Here is a 25,217-nt window from a genome sequence, read left to right on the forward strand (position 1 = left end):
CCTGCATCATGGAAATAGCCTCAGCCCATTCTGGCGAATCCGAGAGATTGGGATTGCCGATTAGATCAGCGTAGTCCAGGGTCTGATAGCGCCTCATAGGTTCGGTGACTGTGCAGAGGGGTAGTCCAAGTTCGCGCGCGACTCGCATTGGCTCGATGTTGGGGCCAAGTTGGTGCGCGCAGCTTGCAATGAACACGGCGCTGGCTATCGCAATTAGTTGCACCGAGGTTCGGATTTTAAAATTTCCAGAGTGCATGTCTATGCCGACCAACGCCTGAGTTAAGCCGTGCCGCCAAGCGGCGTCGGCTTGGACGAATTGTTAGGTTGCAGCCTACCGCAGGTCAACGGCGTTGGATGGATCGAGCCCAACTTTCACTGGCAGATCCCTGACGTTCTCGGGAATGTCAGGGCCGCAGACTTGGTGGCACTCAAGGACTAGCTCGCCCTGGCCAAGAAACGCCACGAACCCGCACTCGGTCTCTTCGATGTGACCTGCTACGTATGGCTCGCTGAGGGTCTGGGGCTCAGTGGGTAAGCTGGCGTGAGCCACCGTGACGAAATACCCACAGCCAGTATGCTCGTAGCGGACTGGCTGTCCTGCGGCTGCGATGGCGTGTAGCTGCTCACTCGAGAGGATGCCCTCGGCGAGGAGGCGGATTGCTTCTAGCTCGAACTTGCGTAGTGCTGCCATCTGCAACCTAACCGTTGAGTTGAGCGGCGCGCGCGCCGGCGCATGAGCTTGGCACTTTATCCTCACGCGTCCGCTCGAACGATTTGTTAGGTGTCATTGGTATCCTCCAGCTGAACGTCGATTGTACTTGGGTCCTGGCGCAGCACCCGCTCCACATCTGCGAGGAGACAGTCCGCCAGCTGCTGCTTATCAGCCTTCGCGAACATACCAAGAAGCCCTCCTCCCTCCGCAAAGGTGAATGCCTGCCAAGAGTTGTCTCCATGGTGGCCATTCGCACACGCTACAAACAGACGAAACTTCGGATCCTCGACCTCTACAAGGCGACCGAAGTCTTCGGCGATGCAACCCTTCACGCGCCACCCAAGTGCAGGTAGCTGCGTGGACAGCCATTGTGCGAACGCGCGGCCAAAGATTCCCGGGTTAGTCTCGTCGTCCTCGCCGGGCTCAATGACGAAGCGGGAGGACCGAGCATGAATCTGGCGAGTCGACTGCATGACGCCTAACACCTGAATTAAGCCGACCCGCGAAGCGGGTTCGGCTTGAATGAATGGTTAGGACCAGCCGCCAGCTTGGTGACTGATCCTGCCATCGCCGCACACCCACACGACCAGCTGTGCATCAAACGCTAGCTCGTTTGGTAGCCACATGACCGACCAGCAGCTTTTCTCTGGGTGGCCTGGCTCCTCATGCCACGAGATGCTAGCAAGGTAACGGTGGGTGTTTGAAATTTTATTGCTTGAGACACAAGTATCGGCCAAGCGTAGTGCTTCAGGAAGCTCAGTGCTGGGCTTGGCTAAGGATGCGCCGCTAGCTAGTAACAGTGTGCCGAGAAGACATGCGCGGTTGAGCATGATGGCCTTTGAGAATATCTGACTGGGCCTAACGCGTGAGTTAAGCCGACCGGCGAAGCCGGTTCGGCTTAAATGAATTGTTATGTTGCAACGACAGCCTGCCTGAGGATTCCATTGGCGCGCCAGCGCTTGCTGAACTCGGACCGAAGCATTAGTCCTTCTGCGCTATATGGCAAGAGGATCTTGTTTGCTATAGCGCCTGCTAATGGAGAGAAGTGGCCATCCCCTCCCGGAGCGATGTAGCTCACAATTACACTCGCGCCGGTAGCAACATCCGCGACTAGCTTTGACAAGGGGGCCGCAGGTAGCACGGAGACTCGTTGATAGGCCGAGCGTTCTAAATCGTTTGGATCTGGATCTGGATCCGAATGAAGGCGAACACGCAACCCAAAGCTTTGCAGTGTCTCAGCCAAGCAGACGGCGAAAGATCCAAACGTTTCGCTGTAGTTGCAGCGGCGGATGATTTCGGCTGGCTCAGCTGCTATTCCGTGGCGTGTGAGCACAAGCCAGACTGAAATGGGGCCACATGACCTCCAAGTTTCGTTAGCTCAGCAGGCGCCTTCTCAACGTTTGCGTACATGCTTGCCTTGGAACATAACGCCTGAATTAAGCCGAGCCGCGAAGCGGCTTCGGCTTGAATGAATTGTTAGGTGCCATGCTGAAGCACTTTACGGCTCAATGTCCACGTTTAGCTCGGCGCGCTGATTGAGCGAGTTCTCCTCCCATTTGCCAGCGATCGGGCGAGTGGACCCGTACTCGGTTAGAGCAATGACACAAAGCGGATCTACGCCAGCGGCTAGCATGAACCTGTATAGGAGAAGCGCTCGTCGTTGGGCGAGATAGCGGCACTCTTGCCCGGAACACTCATACTGATCCGTATGGCCCGCAATCTCGAACCTGACGTCCGGGTAGCGCTTGATTAGCTCGACAGAGCGATTCAAGTTGGCAATTTGGTCTGCCCCAGTAACAGCCTCGTCGATCGTCTCGCCCTTGATGGGATGGCCGGCCTTGAAGAAAGCACCAGACAGGTCGAGTGAAGAACTGCATGCAGCGGCGGAATATCCACCGAGCAGAGCTGTCGATAGCAGGATTGAGAGGAGCTTGGACATGGCACCTAACTACTATTGGACCGCCTAAAAGCGGTGATGCACCAAGTATCCTCCAACTTCAGACATCTGCAAAGCAGGGAATTCTTACCCCACATCAGTGACTTGCCGGATGGTAGCTGCGGCTCCGGACGTCGATGCTGGCAGCGTTATCCGACGTTCGAGCTGGCGTATGAGTTACACCCATGAAGATGAAGGCGTAACGGCGCATGCACCGCCGAAGTTGCTGGAGCGGGTACGTGGCCGGTTGCGGCTTCGGCACTATAGCCTGCGCACCGAGCAAGCGTATGTTGGCTGGATACGGCGCTTCATCCTGGCCAACGACAAGCGGCATCCATCGCGGATGGGGCAGGCCGAGGTCGAAGCGTTCCTGACCAATCTGGCGACCCAGGGGCAGGTCTCGGCCGGCACGCAGAATCAGGCGCTGGCGGCGCTGTTTTCCTCTATCGTGATGTTCTGGGCGTGGAACTGCCCTGGATGGAGAATCTGGTGCGCGCCAAGCGGCCGCGGCGAATTCCGATGTTGCTCTCGGTCGAGGAGGTCGCACGCTTGCTGGTCGCCCTGGAGGGGCCTTGCTGGCTGATGGCCGGGCGGCTCTACGGCAGCGGCATGCGGTTGCTGGAATGTCTGCGGTTGCGGATCAAGGATGTGGACATGGAGCGCGGCGAGATCGTGGCGCGTGACGGCAAAGGCGGCAAGGAGCGGCGTGTGCCGTTGCCGGCGCGGCTGCGCGAGGCGCTGCTACGACAACGCGACAGGGCGCTGCTGCTGCACGCGGTGGATCTGGCCGAAGGTGCGGGGCGGGTGTATCTGCCGCACGCGCTAACGCGCAAGTACCCCAATGCCGAGATCGAACCGGGCTGGCAATACCTGGTCCCGGCGGCGCATCGGTCGGTGGATCCACGCAGCGGTCGGGTTGGCCGGCATCACGTGTCCGAGGAAGTGCTGCAGCGTGCAGTGCGGGCGGCGCGGCACCGGGCCGGCATCGTCAAGCCGGCGACCTGTCACACGCTGCGCCATTCCTTCGCCACGCACCTGTTGGAAGCCGGTCACGATATCCGCACGGTGCAGGAACTGTTGGGTCACAAGGATGTGGCTACCACGCAGATCTATACGCATGTGCTGGGGCGTGGTGCGTCTGCGGTGCGCAGTCCGCTGGACGGGTTGGGCGCCGGCGAGCGCCGCTAGCATCGAGAAAGTCCCCGGCTGTGGTCGTTTGTGGTCTCGCGTCGGGACTAAAAGCACCTCCAATAGCCCCCAAAAGCTACACCTAAGCACTCGCAAGCGACTGATGTGCTTAGCGCGTAGCTTTCGAAGTCGAGGCTACTAGAGGTGCCATGAAGTCCCTCCCACAGTGCAACGCCGCGACGCCATGCAGACCTTGGGAGTCCGGGGTCTTCATGGCATGGCAGCGCCTCACCCGTCCAACATCGCCTTGTCCCGCACCGCGCCCTTGTCGGCGCTGGTCGCCAGCAGCGCGTATGCCTTCAATGCAGTGGTGACCTTACGCGGGCGCGCTTCCACCGGCTTCCAGCCTTGCGCGTCCTGCGCTGCGCGGCGGGCGGCCAGTTCGGCGTCGTCGACCAGCAGGTTGATGCTGCGGTTAGGGATGTCGATCAGGATGCGGTCGCCGTCGCGGACCAGGCCGATGGCGCCACCCGCCGCCGCTTCGGGCGAGGCGTGACCAATCGACAGGCCGGAAGTGCCGCCGGAGAAGCGGCCGTCGGTGAGCAGGGCGCATTGCTTGCCCAGGCCTTTGGACTTCAGGTACGAGGTGGGGTACAGCATCTCCTGCATGCCGGGGCCGCCCTTGGGGCCTTCGTAGCGGATCACCACCACGTCGCCGGCCTTCACCTCGTCGGCGAGGATGCCCTTGACCGCGGTGTCCTGGCTCTCGAACACCTTGACGTTGCCTTCGAACACATGGATGGACTCGTCCACGCCCGCCGTCTTCACCACGCAGCCGTCCTCGGCGATGTTGCCGTACAGCACCGCCAGCCCGCCTTCCTGCGAGTAGGCATGGGCGACGTCGCGGATACAGCCCGTAGCGCGGTCAGCGTCCAGTGTCGGCCAACGCGTGGCCTGGCTGAAGGCGACCTGGGTGGGGATGCCGGCCGGCCCGGCCTGGTAGAAGGTCCGCACCGCGGCGTCGTCGCTCTGGGTGATGTCCCACTGCGCGATGGCCTCGGCCAGGCTGCGGCTGTGCACGGTGGCCTGATCGGTGTGCAGCAGGCCGCCGCGCGCCAGTTCGCCGAGGATGGCGACGATGCCGCCGGCGCGGTGCACGTCCTCGATGTGGTACTTCTGCGTGTTCGGCGCCACCTTGCACAGCTGCGGCACGCGCTTGGACAGGCGGTCGATGTCGCGCAGGGTGAAGGGCACCTCGCCCTCCTGCGCGGCGGCGAGCAGGTGCAGGATGGTGTTGGTGGAGCCGCCCATCGCGATGTCCAGGGTCATCGCGTTCTCGAACGCTTCGAAGGTGGCGATGCCGCGCGGCAGCGCGCGCGGGTCTTCGGCGCCGTACCAGCGGTGGCACAGTTCGACCGCGGTGCGCCCGGCCTTGAGGAACAGTTGCTCGCGGTCGGCATGGGTGGCGACCACGGTGCCGTTGCCGGGCAGGGCCAGGCCCAGCGCTTCGGTCAGGCAGTTCATCGAGTTGGCGGTGAACATGCCCGAACACGAGCCGCAGGTGGGACAGGCGCTGCGCTCGAACGCGGCGACCTTTTCGTCGGAGGCGGTGGGATCGGCGGCGATCACCATCGCGTCGATCAGGTCCAGGTTGTGGTCGGCGAGCTTGGTCTTGCCGGCTTCCATCGGCCCGCCGGAGACGAACACGGTGGGGATGTTGAGGCGCAGCGCGGCCATCAGCATGCCGGGGGTGATCTTGTCGCAGTTGGAGATGCACACCAGCGCGTCGGCGCAGTGCGCGTTGACCATGTACTCGACCGAGTCGGCGATGATCTCGCGGCTGGGCAGCGAGTACAGCATGCCGTCGTGGCCCATGGCGATGCCGTCGTCCACGGCGATGGTGTCGAATTCCTTGGCCACGCCGCCGACGCGCTCGATCTCGCGCGCGACCAGCTGGCCGAGATCCTTCAGGTGCACGTGGCCGGGCACGAACTGGGTGAAGGAATTGGCGATGGCGATGATCGGCTTGTGGAAGTCGGCGTCCTGCATGCCGGTGGCGCGCCACAGTGCGCGGGCGCCAGCCATGTTGCGGCCGTGGGTCGAGGTCTTGGAGCGATAGTCGGGCATGGGAGCAGCGAACGTGCGGGCGGGGAGGCTGGCGATGGTGGCGCGATCGGATCGTTGCTGCTGCAACCGTCCTGGCGTCCACCGCTGGGCCGATCACGTTAGCACGCAGGCTGGCGCCGCCGCGCGCCGGGCGGGAGTGGGAAGCGGATCGCAGACCCGCCTGCCTGCGCTTGGCAGACTGGGTAGGCCGGTGCGTCAGGGGGCGTCGGCCCGGCCCGCCCATCATGACCACAGGAGGTGTCCATGCTTCGGCATGCGCGTTTGCCGTCTTCCGCTGTTTCCTTCCCCACCCCATCCATCGCGTCCTCGCCGGCCGATCCGGGCCGCCGCAGCGTGCTGCGTGCCGGTGTCGGCCTGGCCGCCGGCGCCGCCCTGTGGGGCCTCGGCGGCCAGGCCCGCGCTGCGGGCAGGTTGCCCTTCGCCGGTCTCAATATGTCGGGGCTGGCGTCGAACAATTTCGTCGACAACGCCATCATCGACCGCCACTACCGCGATATCCGCGACCAGCACATCGCCGCCGCCGGCGCCTGCCCGCTGTTCCGCCTGCCGACCACCGCCGCGCGCTTCAGCACCGGCCAGGGCATGCCGCTCAACGCCACGTATTGCGACCAGGTCGAGCAGGTGCTGAACCGGCTCGCGCAGCGCGGCAAGCTGGCGATCCTGGAACTGCACGACTACATGCGCCTGCCGATCAAGGTCGCGAGCAAGTCCGGTTACCGGCGCGATAGCGCCGGCCAGTTGATCGGGCCGGACGGGCGTGTGGTCACCGATCCCGCCGCCGACGCGGTGTGGGCCGGCACCTACCGCAAGGGCAACTACCTGTACCTGGGCTACTTCGATCCTGCCGACAGCCTGCTCAAGCTCTACGAGTATCGGGTGATCGGCACGCCGGGCTGCACGCTGTACAACGCCGCCGGTCTGCCGGATCTGTGGAGCCGCATCGTGCAGCGTTTCCGTTCGCATCCGGCGATCTTCGGCTGGGGCCTGATGAACGAGCCCTACCAGGGGCCGGAGGTCAACGCCGACGGCAGCAAGCTGGTGATGGCCGACCACTGGCTGCGCACCGCCACCGCCACCGCGGCGCGCATCTTCGATTTCGACCGGTCGCACTACGTGTTCGTCTGCGGCAACCAGTACGCCAGCGCCCGCCAATGGGAGGATCTGTCCGAAGGCCTGTACGCCATCCCCGATCCGTACGACCGCATCGTCTACGAGGCGCACAACTACCTGGACGAAGGCGGCCGCGGCGGCGGCAATTGGCGCAATCCCAACGAAACCGTCGCCGCGGACACCGGCATCGAGATGGTCACGCCATTCCTGCGCTCGCTGGGCCGCGCCGGCAAGCGCGGCTTTCTCGGCGAGCACGGCTATCCGGCGGGCAATGCCAGCGCCGAGCTGGCGACCACGCGCATGCTTGCGCATCTGCAGGCCAACAATATCCCCAGCACGCAGTGGTGCTTCGGCCCGGGCTGGCCGGACAACGATGTGCTGGGCATGAGCCGCGACGTCGGCATGGACATCCAGGTCAAGTCCAACATCGCCGCGGTGCAGCCGTATTTCACGGCGCGTCTGTCCAGTTACGTGCCGCCGCCGCCGCGCTGATTGCGCCAGCGTTTACGTTTGCGAACGCATTCGGCCGGCCGCGGGTTCCCGTGGCCGGCCGAACCGGGCATCATCGTGGCTGGACTCAGGAAGACGTTGCCATGAAGAGGTCGAAGACGACCGCGCTGCTGCTGATGAGCGCCGCGCCGCTGCTGTTCACCGCCTGTGGGCGCGAGCCCGAGAGCAAGACCCAGGAAGGCCTGTACACCTCGGTGGATGCCTGCGTGGCGCAGACCCACGACATCGCCACCTGCCGCGAGGCGTTCGCGCGGGCGCAGAAGCAGGCCGCCGAGCAGGGCCCCAAGTACGCCAGCCGGGAGCAGTGCACGCAGGACTATTCCGCCGAACGCTGCGTGGAGCAGCGCGACAGCCAGGGCCATTCCTTCATCGGGCCGCTGATGACCGGCTTCTTCCTGTCGCAGATGCTCAACGGCAATCGCATGGCCGGGTTCAATGCCGCGCCGGCCTACCAGGACCGCCAGAACCAGTGGCAGCGTCCGGCCACTGGCGCGGGCGCCGGCACGGCCTTGCGCGGCAATCAGACCATGACCCATATCGGCGCCACGCCCAACCGCGCGGTCACCGTCAGCCGTGGCGGCTTCGGCGGTTCCAGCGGCGCGCGCGGCAGCGTCGGCGGTTGATCCCGCCGCTCCGGAGCGAGGCACGCAACGCATGAAACGCATCGCGATCGTCGAACGCGGCGACTGGCGCGCGCAGGCCGCCGAGTGCGGCTTCCGTTTCCACACCATCGACGGCGAACGCTATTGGGACGAACGCGCCTACTACGCGTTCACCCTGCGCCAGATCGAGCGCGACCTGGAGGACCCCAGCGCCGAGTTGCACCAGATGGCGATGGGCCTGGTGGACGAGATCGTCGCCAGCGAGGCGTTGCTGCAGCGCCTGGCGATTCCGCCGGCGTTCCGCGACTGGATCGCCGAGAGCTGGCGGCGCCGCGATCCGCACCTGTACGGGCGGCTGGACCTGGCCTACGACGGCACCGGTCCGGCCAAGCTGTACGAGTTGAACTACGACACGCCGACCTCGCTGTTCGAATCGGCGTTCTTTCAATGGCAGTGGCTGGAAGACCAGCGCGCGCAGGGCCGCCTGGCGCAGGACGCCGACCAGTTCAACTCGATCCACGAAGCGCTGGTGGCGCGTTTCGCGGAGCTGGCGGCGCAGTTGCCGCCGCCGTTGTACTTCGCGGCGGTGCGCGATTCCGAGGAAGACCAGGGTACGGTCGCCTATCTGCGCGACTGCGCGGCGCAGGCCGGGCTGTTCGGCGAGGCGATCGCGATCGAGGACATCGGCCTGTCCGAGGACGGGCGCTACACCGACCTGGACGATGCGGTGATCGGCGCGCTGTTCAAGCTGTATCCGCTGGAGGACCTGTTCGCCGAGCGCTTCGGCCAGGCCTTGCCGGGCTCGGGGCTGCGCTTGCTGGAGCCGCCGTGGAAGGCAGTGCTCAGCAACAAGGGCATCCTGCCGCTGCTGTGGGAACGCCATCGCGGCCATCCCAACCTGCTGCCGGCCACGTTCGACGACGGCAATGCGCTGTCGCCGGGTTGGGTGCGCAAGCCGCTGCATTCGCGCGAGGGCGCCAACATCGCCCTGCACCTGGCCGACGGCCGCAGATTCGAGAGCGACGGGCCCTACCAGGGGCCGTGCATCCTGCAGCAGGCGCATCCGTTGCCGGCGTTCGACGGGCGCTATCCGATGGTCGGCAGCTGGATCGTCGGCGATGCGGCGTGTGGCATCGGCATCCGCGAGGACGACGGCCCGATCACCCGCGACAGCGCGCGCTTCGTGCCGCACGCCATCGTCGAAGCGGGGCGGCCGGGCGTGCTGTATGCCTGAGCGCACACCGTTGCCGGGCGCGCCATCGCCCGGCGCGCCGCGGCGGCATCGCAACGACGGGACGCCGTTGGCCGCCTATGCGGAGCGGGTGGCGGTGCGCTGCCATCGTTGCGACGCGCCGGGCTGGGTGCTGGCGCAGTGGCAGCCGTATCGCTGGCAGGCGCGCTTTCGCTGCGGGCAGTGCAGCGCGGCGCTGGACAGCGGCAACGGCGACTGGGTGGGCGCGGTGTGGCTGTCGGGGCGCCGTGCCTGCGGCCATTGCGGGCACCAGTGGGTGCAGGTCTGCGCGACCTCGACGGCGCGGATGCCGCCACCACCGACCCTGCCGGGGCGATGCCCGCGTTGCCGCAAGGACAATGCGGTGGCCGTGCAGCCGCACCGCGTGCGCGACGCGCTTCCCTGCGACCCGCATTTCGGCATGGCCCTGGCGCTGGTCGCCTCGACGCGCGTCGGCGTGGTGTGGGCCTACAACGCGCGTCAGCTGCAGGAGCTGCAGGACTATGTGGCGGCGACGCTGCGCGAGCGCCGCGGTGTGTTCGGGCGCTCGATGGTGGCGCGCCTGCCGGGGTGGATGAAGCTGGCGCGGCACCGGACGCTGATGGCGCGAGCGCTGCAACGGTTGCAGCACGCCTGCGCGGCATTGCCGCCGGTGCCTGCCGCCGCTCCGTGAGCTGGCCGCCCGGAATCGAAATGTCGGACCTGCGGTCGCCTGGGCCGCGGCGGCGGGATGGCGCGTCGCGTGCGGCGCGGTGCGGGCGCGTGCCACGCCAATCGCGATGGCGTGCGTCGCAAGGACGGCGCCGGAGCGGTACCGCATGCGAATCGAAGGCCACGGGTCGGTTGCCCAGCGACACGGTGGATCGGCGCTGAAGCCCCTGCAATGCGTAGGGCGAAGGAGGACATCGTCCGCGACATCGCCGCGGTCGTCGGGCCTGTGCTGGAACGCAAGGGTTTCACGCACAAGACGCATCGATTCGATGCGGCGGACGGCTTCGGCAACAAACGTCCGCGCCCCCTGGCGCGAGCTCCTTCGTCATGCCGCGCCAGGCATGAAAAGACCGGCGGGCATCGCTGCCCGCCGGTCCATTGCCGTCCTGGCGTGTCGCGCGCTTACTGCACGCAGGTGCTGATGGTGTTCTGCACCGAGCTGCGGAACGCGGCGACGCCGTCCAGGTAGGCGAAGCCGGCCGGCAGCGCCGGGCGGGTGCTGCTGCTGTAGAAGATGCCGTACAGGTCCTTCACCGCCTGCACGTGCGCGGCGCTGCCGTTGCCGCTGGTGAAGCCGGCCAGGTAGGTGACCGCCGCGATCGGGTAGGCGTTGGTGATCGCAGCGCTCGGGTTGACCAGGCGCACGCAGTTCTTCACCGCGGTGCTGTTGTTGCCCGGCACCGCATTGACGGTCGCGCCGTCGAGCACGCGGCCGCTGAGCAGCGCGCCGGACGCCAGCGAGATCGGCGTCGCCTGGCCGGCGGAGTTCTTGCCGAACTGCGCCGGGTCGAAGCCGTTGACGGTGACGTAGCTGGCCGCCTGCAGCAGCACTTCGCCGATGTCGGCATAGCCCAGCGCGTTGCTGTTGGTGACGCGCACCGAGGTCACCACGCCGTTGTTGCCGCTGGCGTCGATCGCGCGCGAGCCGTACACGCCGCTGACCCCGCCCGGCAGCGCCGAGGTGAAGGTCTGGTTCGGGGTGAAGGCGAAGCCGGACGGCACGTTGCTGGTGCCGTTGCAGTTGGCGGCCAGGAAGCTGGTGAAGGCGAACGTGGTGCCGCTGCCGTCGGTGCGGTAGACGATCTTGATCGGGCCGGTGGTGCCGCTGCCGGACACGTTGCCCCAGTCGCTGACCAGGCCGGAGTAGATCTGGCAGACCTGGGCGGTGGTGAGGTTGAAGACGGTGGTCGGCGTGCTCTGCGGCAGCGCGATGGCGCCGGCGAGGGTCGGGATCTGCACGATGCCCACGCGGCCGGCATTGTTGCCGCCCAGGAACGCGTTGTAGTCGTTGGTGCTGTACGGCGCATCGGTGCCGATGAAGTCCGGCGCGGCGTTGGCGCCGCTCAGGCCGGTGGGCGAGGTGCTGAAGTCGTTGCAGGACTGGTTGGCGGCGGTGGACACCAGGGTGTTCTTGCCGAAGCCACTGCCGGTCTGGCAGTACGAAACCTTGTTGGTGCTGTTGTTGCTGTAGGTCAGGAACACCGAGCCGGTGCCCAGGGTCGCAGTGCTGAAGCCGGCGCCGGCGGTGTTGCCGGCATTGGTCGACAGGCGCGCGTTCGGGGTCGTGCCGGTGTAGGTATTGCCGACGTACGGCTGCGCCGGGAAGGTGGCGCCGCCGCCGTACAGATTCTCGGCCGCCATGGCCGAACCGGTGGACAGGGACGCGATCGCAATGGCGATGGCGCTGATACGGGGGAAATGAAGATTGAGCACTTGCCTCTCTCCTTGGTGAGAAAACGACGGAAGGGATCCGGGGGAATTCTTGACCTGTAGCGTGCTGGCGCCATCGACTGGCGCCGAGAAAGGTTGCGCTGGGCAGATGATGCTGCGACGACACGCGTCGGAATGTTTTTTTACCTGTGATGCAACGTCCGGAATCGGGTCGTGGTTAATCGCGTTGACATAATGGATCGACCTGAAACTAACGATTAACTTCCGTATTTCGTTTCGACATATTCCGTGTCTACGGAATGCACCGTTTGAAGCTTGCCGCGGCGCCCTGTTCGGCGCGCCGCGGCCTGCGTCGCCGCACTGTCATGGCCCGGGCTGGCAGCGCGGATCGTCGACCTTGCAGTCGCCGAAGCCGAGCACCTGCACGGTGATGACCGAGGGCGCTTCGCGCGGGGTGGCGCCGGTGCGCGAGGCGAGGTCGCCGACCGCGTCGGAGACCGCGGCCGCGGCATTGGACGCCGCGCTCAACGCGCCGCTATCGACGTTGCGCGCGGTGCCCACGCCGACGGTGTCGCCCTGCACCTGGATGTTGTCGGCGTTGGCGACGAACTGCGCGGCCACGATCAGGTTGCCGCTGGCGCGAATGCCGGCGTCGCCCGCATCGACGGTACCGCGCGGGGCGACCAGCACCGCATTGCCGCGCGGATCGTCGGTGGTCAGGCGCAACGTGGCGATGCCGGCGCCGCTGACCTGGCCGCTGGCATCGAGCGTGCAGTACTGGTCCTGGTCGCACAGGTAGCGCGCCCGCGCGCGCTCGGCGCTGGTCTTGCTGCCCTTGCCGGCGTTGATGTCGCCGTTGGAACTCCACAGCAGCAGGTCGCCGCCGCGCTGGGTGAAGATGCGGCTCTGCGCCAGCAGCACGCTGGCATCGGTGAACACGCCGATGTCGCCGCGGCCCACCGCCAGGATGCCCTGCTGCGCCGGGCCGATCAGCACGTTGCCCTGGGAATCGGTGACCACCGGCGGCGCCAGCGCGCTGCCGACCTGCAGGCCGCCGCCCGGGCCGAGGATGCGGATATCGCCGCCGGCCTGGGTCTGCAGGGTGGAGCCGCGCATGTCCAGGGTGCCGGTGATGCTGCGGGTCGCCGCGCCGTTGACCCCGCCTTCCAGGTTGTTGCGGGTGTAGCCCAGGCGCGACGGGAACAGCGTCTCGATGGCGGCATAGCCGCGCGTGTATTTCTGGAAATCCGCGCTGGCCGGATCGGCATGGCCTTCGCCGACCTGCTTGAGCACGTCCAGGAACACGCGCTCGGCCAGCAGGCGGCGGGTGTCGGCCGGCAGTTGCTGGAAGCGCTGCCAGGCCGCGGCGGGGGTGAGCGCCTCCTGCGCCGCGGCGGCGTGCTGCGCGACCGGGACGGACGCGGACGCGTCGGGCGCGCGTTGCTGCACGAACTCGACCAGCCATTGCCGATAGGTGGCGCTGCTCTGCGCGCTGCCCGGATTCAGGTACAGCGCGCTGAGCGCGTCGGCCTCCTCGCCGTTGGCGACGCCATAGCGCACCACCAGGTCGGCGCCGGAGGTGGTGCGGATGCCACCCGCGTTGCGGTCGACCAGACTGATGCGCAGGCCCTTCATGGCCTCTTCCGCCGAGGTCAACGGACCGAGATTGCGCCCCGCCTGCACCTCGAACGTGCCCGGGCCGGCCAGCGTCATCCAGCCCCAGCGAATGGCCTCGTCCCCGAGCGGACCGCCCAGGATCGGGGTGTAGTAGAGGTCGCGCCCGGCCTGGACCCGGGTCACGTCCGAAGCCCGATGGTTCTGCGCGCGCAGGTCGAGATTGACGATGTCGCGCCCGGCGCGGATGTCGGCGGGCTTCGGCAACTGCAGGGTCAGCGGATTGAGCATGAAGCCGTCTGCCGCATAGCCGCTGGCCACGTCGCCGTCGCGGCTGTAGAGGCGGACCGGTTGCGCGTCGTCCTGGTGCAGGCCGAGTGGGGTGCCGGCGCCGGCGGGATTGTCGTTGCCGTCGTAGTTGCCGGTTTCGTCCAGCATCGCCAGCTGCCGATTGCTCTTGCCGGCCACCAGCGTGTCGTTGAACAGGCGGATGTCGCCTTGCGCCAGCAGTTCCAGCTGTCCCTGCGCCGACGGCGCCAGGCGCCCGCTGGTCTCCACTTGCAGGCTGCCGCCATGGGCGACCGCTTCCACCGTGGCCGGCAGTACGTTGTCGAACACGCCCTCGTTGACGATGAGCGCGTCGGTGCCGCGGCTCGTGTCGCGCGCGCCGTTGCCGAACAGCACGCCGGGCAGCTTGAGCGTGCCGAGGCGGATGTCGCCGTTCAAGGCGTCGACCGCGATCGCCGAGCCGCTGCCGTAATCGGTGGTGGCGCGGGTGCTGTCGCCCATCAGCGCGGCGACGCCGCCGGTGGACAGGACGTAACCGGGATTGACGATGGCGCCGAGCGCGGCATCGCCGCCGGCGTGGATCGACCACTGGCCGTCCTGCACGGCGATCACCGGATCCACCGCGCTGACGACATCGCGCAACGCGCCGCTGCTGCCGTAGCCCTGGCCGCTGAGCGTGAACGCGCTGCCGAGGTTGCCGCCGGCGTCCAGGCGGCCTTGTCCGCGCGCCACGAAATAGTCGCCGCCGAGCACGTCGCGTCCGGCCTCCACCTGCAGGTCGCCGCCGCCGTAGGTCTGGCGGCCCTGCGCGGTCAGCCGGTAGCTGGTCGGCAGCGACACCGATAGCTCGCGCACATCGCGCCCGGCCTGCACCGCGACGTCGCCGCCGCTGCTGAGCACGCCCTGGGCGAAGCCGCCGTAGTTGATCAGCCCGGCGCTGGGCGTGACGCCATCGGCGCCGACCGGATTGCCGACCTGCAGCCACGGCCACCAGTACTGGCCGACGTAGTTGCCGGCCACGCCGGTGCGGCTGCCGTCGCCATCGAACACCTGGCGGTTGCCGAGGATGTCGCGCCCGGCCTGCAGCAGCAGGTCGCCGGCGGCCTCGGCATTGGCTTGCGCGCTGACCAGTTGGCCGGGAACGCTGCTGGCGACGCCGCCGGCGTCGATGCCGGCGCGCACGATGCGCACGTCGTCGCCGACGTCGCTGCCGCTGCCCGGCTGGCCGGCGCTGTAGATGCTGGCCGGCGCATCGGCATCGGCGAAGCGCAGGTCGCGCGCGGCGGCGATCTGGATGCTGCCGGTGCCGGTGCGCACCACGGTCGGCAGCAGCACGTCGTTCTTGCCGGCTTCCTGGTAGCGCTGGTGGCCGTCGAGCACCACGTCGGCCTCGCTGCCGGTGCGCAGCGCATCGGGGCGGATGCTGGCGAAATCGGCGCCGGCGACGATGCGGTAGCGGCTGCTGTCGCCGCCGATCAGGCTGGTGGTGGCCAGCGGCAGCGGATTGCTGGCGTTGGCCTGCAGCGACGGCGTGTTGTGGGTGGCGGCCGGCAGCAATGCGCCGAGCACCGGCAGCGAGGGCAGGGTCAAGGTCGGCAGCGGGTATTCGCCGGAGGCGTTGTAGAACGCATACATGTCGAGCACATAGCGTTCGTAGTTGCTCACGTACTGCGCATAGTCGGCGGGCGAGGTGGGCGCGGCCGGCGCGGTGGGTTGGCCGGCATAGTCCTGGATGGGGTATCCGGCGTCCGGCGAGTAGTTGACCAGGAAGGCATTGAGCAGGTTGTCGTACGGCGGCAGCAGGCCGCCCGCGGTCAGTTCGTCCTGCGGCTTCTGCAGCATGTCCAGCAGTTGCAGGTACTGGCCGTAGTACTGCGCGGCTTCGCCCTGGTCGTCGCCGACGCTGGCCGGCGGCGACGGGATCAGGCCCTCGACGCTGACGAACGCGTTATCGTAGGCGTTCTGCAGCAGGCGTTGATAGGCCGTGCTGGCATTGCCGTAACTGGCCTGCGGGCCGCCGCCGCCGAACGGATTGCGCAACTGGTAGAAGCCGTCGCTGAGGCTGGCCTTGATGGCGACACCGCCTTCGGCGCGCAGGGTCAGCACCGGCGCGTTGCCGTTGTAGCGGAAGTCCAGCTGGTCGCGGTTGGCGCCGGCGCCGAGGTTCCAGTTGCTCATCACCCGGATCTCGCCGCCGTTGATGGCCGGATCCGGATTGCGCAGTTCGATGCCCGGCCGCGCGCGCAGGTTGGGCAGGTTGCCCAGGCGCGCCTCGAACGCGAAGCCCGGGCGCTGCACGAAGCCCATCAGCGTGCCGGGCGTGCCGGCGCTGTCGTCGGCATAGCCATAGAACTGGCGGTGCGCGGCGTTGGCGGCATCCGCGACGAACACGTAGCGGCCGAGGTAGTCGGCGACCTGCGCCGGCGTGGTCGGCGCGGCCACCGCGTTGCCGGCAAGGTCCGACCAGGTCCCGGCCAGCAGCGCGCCCTGCGCGTCGTACCAGCCGGCCGGATCGATGATGCCGTCGAAATGCTTGGCCGGGTCGGTGCTGGCGTCGGTGGTGCTCCACACCGCATACGCTTCCAGGCCCACTTCGCGCGCGCCGCGCACGCTGGCGCCGTTGGCCACGGTCACGTTGACCTCGCCGTCGGCGAGCAGCGGCGTGCGGATGTCCACGCTGCCGCCGGACAGGCCGCCGGCGCTGCCGCCGGATACGTCCAGCACCGCGCCGGCGCCGAGGGCGATGCTGCCGGCCGCGCCGGCCTGCACGTTCTGGTAGCCGTAGTCGGCGTTGAGGGTGCCGTCGTCGCGGCCGCTGCTGCCCAGCGCGATGCTGCCGCCGCGTTTGTCGGCGGCGCTGCCGCGGGCCAGCAGCTGGCCGTCGATCGCCACGCCGTGGCGGCCCCACAGCGCGATGCTGCCGCCCTGGGTGCCGGACGCGTCGATGCTGCCGGCGATGCGGATGTTGCCGTTGTCCGCGTCGCGGGCGATGGCGTCGGCGCCGCCGTCGGCGGTCAGCGTCACCGCGTCGGCGCGCAGCGTGGTGCCGGCCGACAGCAGCAGGTTGCCGCTGCGCGCATGCACGTCGATGGCGCCGTCGAAACCGCCGCCGGCCAGTTGCGACGCCAGCGGATCCAGAGCGATCGCGCTGCCCGCGTCGAGCGCGAAGCGCCCCCCGCGGCCTTGCGCGGCATGGCCGTCGAGGACGCCGGGCAGGGCCACGCGGCCTTGCGCCGCGGCCAGGCTCACGCTGCCGGCGTCGGCCGCGCCGGGCGCAGACACGTCGATGCGGGTGGAGGCATCGGCGAGCACGTCGCCGGCCAGGGCCTGCAAGGCGACCGTGCCGCCCTGGGTCGGCTTGACGGTGTCGAAGAAGGGATTCGCCACCCCGGACGCGTCCAGCGTGGCGCCATCGTGCAGGCGCACCGCGCCGTCGGTGCTGCGCAGGGCGATGCCGCCGGAGTTGGCGCGGATCAGCCCGTCGCTGTCGATGCTGGCGGCGACCAGGCTGACCCGCCCGCCCAGCGGCTGCGCCGCGCTGCCGTTGCCGGCGCTGCGTTGCAGGCGCAGCGCGCCGGTGGTGCGCAGGGTCTGGTCGGCGCCGGCGTCGGCCAGCAGCAGCGGCGTGCGCAGGTCCACCGCGCGGCCGCCGAAATCGAATTGGCCGCGGTCGCGCACGAATAGCGTCTGCGTCGCGTCCACCGCGACCGCGCCGAACCCGCTCAGCTGCTTGTCGCCACCGGCGAAGGCGACCTCGCGCCCTTGCAGGTGCAGCAGGCCGCCGCCGCTCGCGTCGGCGTCGGCCGGCGCCGCGGTGGCGCCGAGGTTGGACAGGGTCAGCTGGTCGGCGCTCAGCGCAACGTCGCCGCCGTCGCCGACGAAGCGGCCGGCGCTGAGGGTCAGGGCGTTGCTCACGCGCAGGTCCAGGCCGCCGGCGAATGCCATGTCGCCGTAGCTGTGCAGGCCGACCTGTCTGGCCTGCGCGAACTGCGCCAGGCTGCCGGCGCCCAGCACCAGGCCGTCGGCGTCGCCGCTGGCGGCCTGCGCGTCCAGGCGCACGTGGCCGGCGCTGGCGTCGATCCGCTGGCCGCGTAGCACCGCGCCGGCGGCGATGGCGCTGTCGCCGGTGGAGTCCAGGCTCAGCGCGGTGCCGCCATCCAGCACCGCGCCGCTGCCGATCTGCAGGCGCGCCTGCGCCTGTGCCGCGTCCGGCACGTTGGCGCGCACGAGCGTGGCGGCGCCGAGGCTGGACAGGCGCAGCAGCGCGCTATCGCCGCTGTCGCCGCCGTCCTTGCCGATCAGCAGCGGCGTCGTCGCGCGGTCGCCGCTACCGCCCTGCGCCTGCAACACACTGCTGGCATCCACGCGCAGGCCGCCGTCGGCATCGCTGCCGTCGCCGGCGGCGGCCAGCAGCAGTTCCGGCGCGCGCAGCGCGCTGTCGGCAGCGTTGCTGACCCGCACGCGCTCGGCACGCACGTGCAGGCGCATGCCGTCGCTGGTCTGCTCGCGGGTGCCGCCGAGCAACAGGCTGCCGGCGTTCATCGCGTTGAGCGCGGTCGCCTCCACGCCGACGTAGCCGGCCGCGGCCGTCTGGCCGCGGCCGAGCACCTGCAGCGCCTGTGCGGCGATGTCGATCTGCGCGGCATTGCCGCCGCTGGCGGCGGCGGTGGCCAGGCTCGCGCCCAGACCGAGCGCGCTGCCGGCGTCCAGGATCAGCTGGCCGCCGTCGCGCGGCAGTTGCGGCGTCGCGGTGCCGCGGCCGGCGGCCTGCGCGGCGAAGAACGCATTGGCGCCGGTGCGGGTGTATTCGGAGTACTGGCCCCAGGTCGCGGCCGACTGCACCTCGAACACCTGGCGACGCGCGCTGCGGGTCCCGCTCAAGGTGTCGACCAGATAGCCGGCGACCACCGCGGTGCCGTCGGCGGCGACCAGGTTCTGCGCGGCGGTGGCATCGCTGCTGCCGCTGCGCGCGACCACCCGGTAGGCGCCGGGCAAGGTGGCGTATTTGGCCGGCAACAGCGTGTAGTCGCCGTCGGCCAGGCCGGGCACGCCGCTCAGGTGCACGGCGCTGCCGAGCGCGGGCGTGCCGCCGTTGCGTTCGAACGCCGCATCGCTGGCGGCCACCGGCGCCTGCGCGCCGGGCACGATCGCGTAGACCGTGCGGCCGTCCGGGTACAACGGCACCTGGGTGGCGCTGCCGCCGGCATAGCTGGTGTTGGTGGAGGACAGCAGGTCGCGGCTGCCGCCGGTGCCGGGCACCCACTCGCTGGCCTGCAGGTCGCCACCGCCGGACAGGTCCACGCGCGCGCCAGGGGCCAGCGCGATGCGGTCGCCATCCAGCTGCACTTGCTTCTGTGGCGGCGCGGTCAGGGCCGCGTTGCCGCTTTGCGCGCTGCCGTCGTAGCGCCATTGCGCTCCGTCCACGGTGCTGCCGTACGGAAGCGTCGCGCCCTCCAGCGAGACCGAGGTCAGGCTGCCGGCGCCGAGGCTGACTTCCCGGGTCGGGGTCACGTTGCGGGTGCCGAACACCGCGCGCGCGGCCGCGTCGTCGGCCCCGCTCACGCCGAGCAGCAGTTGCCCGCTGGGCGCGCGCAGGCGCCCGTCCTGGGCGATGTAGGTCGCATCCAGCGCCAGCGTGCCGCCGGCCGACAGCGGCAGCGCCGGCGCATCGCCCTGGGCTTCGATGCGGATGCGGGTCTCGGCGCGGGTGCCGTCGCTGCCGAGCGCGCCGAGCGCGCGCACCAGGAAGGTCTCGCCGCTGGCCGGATACAGTTGCGCGGCGCTGAAGGTGAGATCGCCGGCGGTCAGCAGCTCGCCGGCGCGCGGCGTGGCGACGCCGTTGGCATCGACCAGATAGGCGTAGGCGGCGGGCGTGTGGAAGCGCACGGCGCCGCTGCTCGACAGGCGCGTGTGGCCGGCGCCATCCAGCGCGAACTGGCCGCCGAGGTCGATCTGCGTGGCGTTCACGTCCAGCGTGGCGCTGCCGGGCGCCTGCGGTTCGGCCAGCACGGCGGCCGGGCTGTTCGGCGCCTGCCAGCCGTTGAGGCCGACATAGGCCGCGCGCAGGCCGACATGGCCGCTGTCGGCGAGCTGGCCGAAGCCGGTCGCGCCGTCGGCCAGCAGCGCATAGCGCGGCGCGTTGAACACCAGCGCGCGGGCCAGCGCCAGGTCGACGTCGCCGGCGAAGCCGACCGGCAGCTGCGGGCGCGTGCTGCCGGCGGGCGACTGGTCGCCGACCAGCAAGGTGTCCATGCCGCTGCCGGCCAGGCGGTCGGCGGCGAAGTACAGCGGGCCGGGCGTGGCGCCGGCGCCGGGCAACGCCGCGCCGGGCTGCGCGCCCCGCGGCAGGCGGCTGTCGTGCTGGGTGAAGATCACTCCGCTGGGGCCGGGCAGCACCGGATTGCCGCCTTCGAACAGTTTGAGCGGCAGCAGCGCCAGCGTGCCGCCGCGGTCCTGTGCGCTGCCGCCGCCGGCGCGCAGGCTGCCGTCGAAGTACAGGCCGGTGCTGGCGGCCAGGTCCAGGCGCCCGCCGGCGCTGCCCACGGTCTGCGCCTGCAGCGTGGCGCCGCCGCCGATGATCGCGTTGCCGGTGGGCAGGTCCAGCACCGCGCGGGTGCCGGACAGGTCCAACTGCGCGCCGGCGGCGACCACGATCGCGCCGCTGTCGTTGCTGAGGGTGATCCGGCCGCCGTCGAGCACGCGACCGCTGCGCGGCCGCACCAGGCCGTTGGCGCCGGGCTGCAGGGCGGCCTGTGGATCGAGCAGGGCGATGCCGGAGACGTCCAGGCGGCTGTCCGCGCCCAGCCACAACGCCTTGCCGGGTGCCGCGTAGGCGCGGCCGCGGTCCACGTCCGGCGCCGCGGAAAGGCCCGAGTCGCGCGAGGTGTCGCCGGAGAGCGCGATGCTGCCGCCCTGCGCCTGGATGCCGCCCAGCACCGCGACCTCGCCACGCCCGCCGATGCGCACGTTGGCGCCCGGATCCAGCAGCAACTGCGTGCCTTCGTCGAGCAGCACGCGGCCGCTGGCGCCGCTCAGGCTGGGATTGCCGGCGATGCGGCCGAGGAAGTCGCCGCCGCGCAACGCGAAATCGGTGGCGGGGCGATAGAACGGATCCAACTGGCCGAGCGTGGCGAAGCCATTGCCGCCGGCCTGCGCCGCGCCGCCGACCACATCGCGGCCGCTGGCGGCACCGCGCAGCGCCTGCAGGTTCGGCAGCAGGTTGCGCTGGCTCACCCGCAGTTGGGTACCGGCGACGAGGGTGGCGTCCTGTTCGGCGGCCAGGTCGTAGCCGCCGAAGCCGTTGCCGTCGAAGAAGCCCGCATCCAGGTGCAGCACGCGCGCATCGCCGGGTGCGTTGCCGCCGATCTGCACGCCGAAGGCGCGCAGGCTCAGCGTGCCGCCGCCGGCGAAGTTGTCCGCGTGCAGGCTGGCCGGGTCGAACTGCAGCAGCCCGGCGCCGTCGGCGACGGGGGCGTCGGCGGTGTAGGTGGGCGAGCCGGCACTCTCGCTGGAGGGACGCAAGTAGGTGCGCAGCGCGATGTCGCCGCCGTGGCCGAGCGGGCGTCCGTCGCGCATGGCCAGTGCGCCGTTCGCGTCGACATAGCCGCCGCTGGAGGCGTCGAGCACCGCGCCGGGCGCGATCAGCAGCGATGCGCTTTGGTCCAGGCCGGCGAAAGCGGACTGCATCCCGTCGAGCGCGATGCTGCCGCCATCGACGAAGGCGCTGCCCTGCGCTTCGGTGCCGAAGCGGCGGTCGTCGTTGATCCAGCGTCCGCTCACGTCCAGTCGCGCGCCGGCGCCGAGCAGCAGGTCGCCGTGGCCGAGCGACTGCCGCGTGCCGGCGGTTTGCCTTGGATCGTCGACGAAAGCGAAGCCGCCGCTGCTCTGCAGCGCGATCTTCCCGGCGTGCGCGATGAGCGCGCCGTCGATCTGCAGGCGCTGGGCTTGCAGCGAAAGCGTGCCACCGTCGGCGAGCTGCAACGTCGCACCGGCCGCGATCTCGATCAACGGCGCATTGCCGATCGTCAGCGTCTGCAAACCGTGGCCATTGATCATCCGCGTGGACAGTTGCGACCAGAAAAGCGGATTGTCCTGGTCTTGCGCCGCGCCTGCGCTGTCTGGCAGTTCGGCCGCGCGCGTTCCCCGCGCGAGCCCTTGCGGCAGCTCCACGGGGTCGTCCGTGATGCGCCAGTTGCGTTGATCGCGGTTGATGCCGTCCGCCAGGCCGATCATCGCGTTGTACAAACCGGTGTCGCTGTTGATGCGCAGCGCGCCGCCGTGCGGCGAGGTGTCCCGCGTCAGTTGGTAGCGCCCGGCCAGCGCCTGCGCGGAGAGATCGCCAGCGAGCACGGCCACGCCGGGTTGCGGTCCCTTGCCGTTGGCCTGGCGTCCAAGCTCGATGTTCAACGCACCGGCGTCGCCGCCTTGCAGATAGTCGCTCTCGTAATAGCGGCGGCTGCCCAGCAACGGATTGGCGAACTGTTCGCTCACGCCCCAGCGCGTGTGCGCGACGGTCTGCGTGCCGGCCACGCCCAGGTAGCGCATCGACGGGTCGGCGCTAGCCAGGTCGTACAGGCGGCCGTCGGCGCCGAGCAGGCGCGGCGTTTCGACCATGCCGCCGAGCATGTGCACGTAGCCGCCATCCATGGCGAGCTTCGCGCCGGGCGCGATCACCAGGTCGCGCGCGCCGATGTTCAGGGTGCCGCCGTCGAGCAGCATCTGGTCGATCGTGCGCGGCACCTGGTCGACGTAGCCCTGCGCGTTGAGCAGCGGGCTGCCGACCCAGGCCTGGCCGTCGTCGCGCACGCCCTTGGCGCGGCGATCGAACTGCAGCGATTGGCGGAACAGCGCGCCGTCGCGTTGCAGCGGCGCATCGGCCAGTTCGTTCTGGCCCACGCGCGGGATCTGCACCAGGTTGCTGCTCATCGCTTGCCGCACGTCGGCGATGCCGGACACGTCGAGCTGCGCGCCGCTGTCGATCAGCAGCCGGCTGGTGAGGGCGGAGCGCCCCTGCAGGCGGGTGGCTTCGCTGTCCAGGCCGATCAGGTTGACGGTGCCGCCCGGGGCGAAGGTGAGCGATTGCCCCTGCAACTGCACCTGCGCGCCGGCCAGGACCATCTTCGGGCCGAGGAAGGCCAGGTCGGCGGCGGCGCTGGAAGTGGTGGTCTCGCCGTCGTGCTCGGGCAGGATCGCGGTGACCGAGCCGGACGCGAGATTCAGTGCGCCGCCGCGGTAGCTGGCCAGCGCGTCGCCGCCGACCACCGCTTCCTGGTCGATCGCCAGCAGCATCGCGCTACCCGGGCGGCTGATGCTGGTGGTGGCCTGGACCAGGCCGCGCTGCTGCACGCTGTAGCCGGCCAGGGTCACGTTGCCGCGGGTGGCCGCGACGATGCCGCTGTTGTCCAAGGTGCCGACCTTGGAACGGTCGCTGCCGGTCGGCGAGAAGAAGCTGCTGAACCCCAGCGGCAGGAGGTTGCCGCCGCTGGACTCCAGCAGCGTCCGCAACTCCTGCGACTGCCGCAGGCCCAGTACCGCCGCCAGCATCGTCTGTCCGTCCTGCGCGGTCACCGTGCCGGCGTTGCTGACGTTGGGCGCGGCGATCAGGCTGTAGCCCTGGCTGCCGCTGGCGATGCGCGCGCCGCTGTCGATGCGGATGTCGCCCGGGGTCTTCCCGGCGGCCAGGCTGTCCAGCCCGGTCAGCACGATGCCGGTCTGGCCGGTGGCGCCGAACAGGCCGCGGGCGAGGAAGGTCTGGTCGCTGAGCGCGCGGTTGCCGTCGAACAGGTCCAGCGAGGACACCAGCAGCGAATGCGCGTTGACCTGGCTGGCGCCGCCGAACAGCACCCCGTTGCGGTTGAGCAGGTACACCTGGCCCGGCGCCTGGATGCTGCCGAGGATCCTGCTCGGCGCCGCGCTCGGATCGTTGACCCGGTTCAGCGCGATCCACTGCGCCGCGTCGCTGCCGCCGGCGGACTGGTCGAACTGCAGGCGCGTGCGGCTGCCGACGTTGAACGTCTCCCAGTTGAGGATCGCCTTCTTCTGGGTCTGCTGGATGGTGACCTGGGTATCGCCGCCCACCACCTGCTGGGTCGGCGCGCGCGCGCCCAGCCAGACGTTGCGCTGGCCCAGGCGCGGATCGTCGCTGCGCACCGCGCCGGGATCGACGATCGCGCCGTCCGGCAGCTGCAGGCCGCCCTTGCCGAGGCCGTCCGGCACCATCCCGACCTGCGCGGCCTGGGCCGCGGCGCGCGCGGCGGCCTGCGTCGCGTCCAGGCTCTGCCGCGCCTGCGCGGCGCGCTGGAACGCCTGCAGCGATTTCTGCGCCAGATTGCTCGCCGCCGCCGACTGCAGGCCCTGTTGCTGCGCGGTCGCCGCCGCCTGTGCGCCCGGATCGGCGCCACGGCGCACGAACGGGCTGGTCTGCGCCTGGCTGCGGCCGACCAGGACGGCCGAGATCGCCATGCTGAGCACGAGTAGGCGAAGGGGACGGCGGGCGCGGTGGCGGCGGCGAGTGCGGGACATGGCGGCGGTCTCGGTGGCGGCGCGTCAACGCGCCGGAGCGAAGGGAGTGGGGAGGTAGTGCGGCTGCGGCCGCTGCGGGGTCAGCGCGCGGCCGTACGCGCTGCCGTAGCGCTGGCGCAGCGCCGCCGGCGTCGGCTGCCCGCGGTGCAGCGGATCCAGCGCGGTGGCGGCCGTGGCCAGCGGCGGCGCGTCGGGGCGGGCGCGGGCGGCGGCGTCGCGCAGGACCTGGTTGAGGCAGTGCAACTGGCCGGCGACGTCCTCGCCGATCCGCACCTGCACGCAGGGCGCGCTCGCCGGCGGCGCTGGCGGCGCGGCGCGCGCGGCGCCGACGGATGCGGCGACGGCCGCGGCGGCCAGCGCCAGCCACCCCGCGGCGGCGCCGGCGCGGGTCATGGCGCCGCGTCCTGCAGCATCGCCGTGGACGTGGACGTGGCGCCGCATGCCTGGGCCTGCGCGTGCTGCTCGGCCAGGCGGTCTTCCAGCGCACGCACCCGGTTCTCGCGGGTCACCCTGGCCATGCCGAACAACTCGCGGCCGTGGCTGCGCACGAAGCGCACGAACGCCGGGTCGCGGTACAGCGCGGCCAGTTCGCGCGCGGTGGCGTACAGCGCCTCGCTGCCGCTGGCGCATTGCGCCATCCGCGCGCGCTGGCGCTGCAGTTCCGCGTCCAGCGCGGCGCGCGCCTGCGCCTGTTGCGTCGCCGTTTGCGTCGCCCTGGCCTGCGCCTGCTGCTGCTCGCGCTGTTGCGCGAGCGCCGCATCGCGTTCGCGGCGCGCCTGCTCGAGCTGGCGCTGCAATGCGGCCACGCGGCCGGAATCGGCGCTGGCCGCGGGCGGCGCCGGTGCCGCCCGCAGCGCATCGCGCTCGCGTTCGGCGGCCGCGGTGGCCAGCTGCTGCTGGACCAGGTCCGCTTCGGCCTTGCGCAGCCGCGCGCTGGTGTCGCGCAAGGCATCGCGCAAGCGGGTCTGCGCGCTGTCCTGGGCGTGCAGCGGCGCGCCGGCGAGCAGCGCGGCGGCGAACAGGCCGCAGGCCAGGCGGGAAGGTCGCTGGCGCATG

11 protein-coding genes and 1 pseudogene are annotated in these 25,217 nt (G+C 69.9%); 5 read left to right on the forward strand and 7 right to left on the reverse strand.

The window, feature by feature from the left end; genetic code table 11:
• Positions 1-777: 777 nt before the first annotated feature.
• Positions 778-1,185 carry a hypothetical protein gene (locus AB3X07_RS02195; protein ID WP_369942356.1) on the reverse strand — a complete coding sequence of 136 codons (408 nt, stop codon included), beginning with the start codon at positions 1,183-1,185 and terminating at the stop codon, positions 778-780.
• Between the two features lie 1,025 nt (positions 1,186-2,210).
• On the reverse strand, positions 2,211-2,651 hold the full coding sequence (locus AB3X07_RS02200; protein ID WP_369942358.1) for an OmpA family protein: 441 nt from the start codon (positions 2,649-2,651) through the stop codon (positions 2,211-2,213).
• Positions 2,652-2,820: 169 nt separating this feature from the next.
• Between AB3X07_RS02200 and AB3X07_RS02205 the strand changes: the two are divergent.
• Positions 2,821-3,836, forward strand: a pseudogene (locus AB3X07_RS02205) (integron integrase).
• A gap of 228 nt (positions 3,837-4,064) precedes the next feature.
• On the opposite strand, the gene ilvD reads toward AB3X07_RS02205, so the two are convergent.
• A complete protein-coding gene (gene ilvD, locus AB3X07_RS02210) occupies positions 4,065-5,903 on the reverse strand; it encodes a dihydroxy-acid dehydratase (protein WP_369942360.1) in 1,839 nt (612 codons plus the stop codon).
• Between the two features lie 243 nt (positions 5,904-6,146).
• On the opposite strand from ilvD, the gene AB3X07_RS02215 reads away from it, so the two are divergent.
• The 4 genes from AB3X07_RS02215 to AB3X07_RS02230 all read left to right on the forward strand — a co-directional run bounded on the left by AB3X07_RS02215 (position 6,147) and on the right by AB3X07_RS02230 (position 10,029).
• A complete protein-coding gene (locus tag AB3X07_RS02215; protein ID WP_369942362.1) occupies positions 6,147-7,505 on the forward strand; it encodes a glycoside hydrolase family 5 protein in 1,359 nt (452 codons plus the stop codon).
• Positions 7,506-7,606: 101 nt separating this feature from the next.
• Positions 7,607-8,146 (forward strand): DUF1190 domain-containing protein, encoded by a 540-nt coding sequence (locus tag AB3X07_RS02220; RefSeq protein ID WP_369942364.1) that lies wholly within the window; start codon positions 7,607-7,609, stop codon positions 8,144-8,146.
• Between the two features lie 31 nt (positions 8,147-8,177).
• Complete coding sequence (locus AB3X07_RS02225) at positions 8,178-9,359, forward strand: glutathionylspermidine synthase family protein (protein WP_369942366.1); 1,182 nt, start codon at positions 8,178-8,180, stop codon at positions 9,357-9,359.
• A complete protein-coding gene (locus AB3X07_RS02230; RefSeq protein WP_369942368.1) occupies positions 9,352-10,029 on the forward strand; it encodes a hypothetical protein in 678 nt (225 codons plus the stop codon). The genes AB3X07_RS02225 and AB3X07_RS02230 overlap by 8 nt, the downstream gene beginning before the upstream one ends.
• A gap of 440 nt (positions 10,030-10,469) precedes the next feature.
• Here the strand turns inward: AB3X07_RS02230 and AB3X07_RS02235 are convergent, their stop codons facing one another.
• The 4 genes from AB3X07_RS02235 to AB3X07_RS02250 all read right to left on the reverse strand — a co-directional run bounded on the left by AB3X07_RS02235 (position 10,470) and on the right by AB3X07_RS02250 (position 25,216).
• Positions 10,470-11,780, reverse strand: coding sequence for a PstS family phosphate ABC transporter substrate-binding protein (locus tag AB3X07_RS02235; RefSeq protein ID WP_369942370.1), 1,311 nt, complete (start codon positions 11,778-11,780; stop codon positions 10,470-10,472).
• 321 nt (positions 11,781-12,101) lie between these two features.
• Positions 12,102-24,101, reverse strand: a complete 12,000-nt coding sequence (locus AB3X07_RS02240; RefSeq protein ID WP_369942372.1) for a filamentous haemagglutinin family protein — start codon at positions 24,099-24,101, stop codon at positions 12,102-12,104.
• Positions 24,102-24,185: 84 nt separating this feature from the next.
• Positions 24,186-24,554, reverse strand: a complete 369-nt coding sequence (locus AB3X07_RS02245; protein ID WP_369942374.1) for a hypothetical protein — start codon at positions 24,552-24,554, stop codon at positions 24,186-24,188.
• Entirely contained in the window at positions 24,551-25,216 is a 666-nt protein-coding gene (locus tag AB3X07_RS02250; RefSeq protein WP_369942376.1) for a hypothetical protein, read from the reverse strand. The genes AB3X07_RS02245 and AB3X07_RS02250 overlap by 4 nt, the downstream gene beginning before the upstream one ends.
• Position 25,217: the final 1 nt, after the last annotated feature.

Source organism: Xanthomonas sp. DAR 35659 (assembly GCF_041242975.1).
GTDB classification, from domain to species: domain Bacteria; phylum Pseudomonadota; class Gammaproteobacteria; order Xanthomonadales; family Xanthomonadaceae; genus Xanthomonas_A; species Xanthomonas_A medicagonis.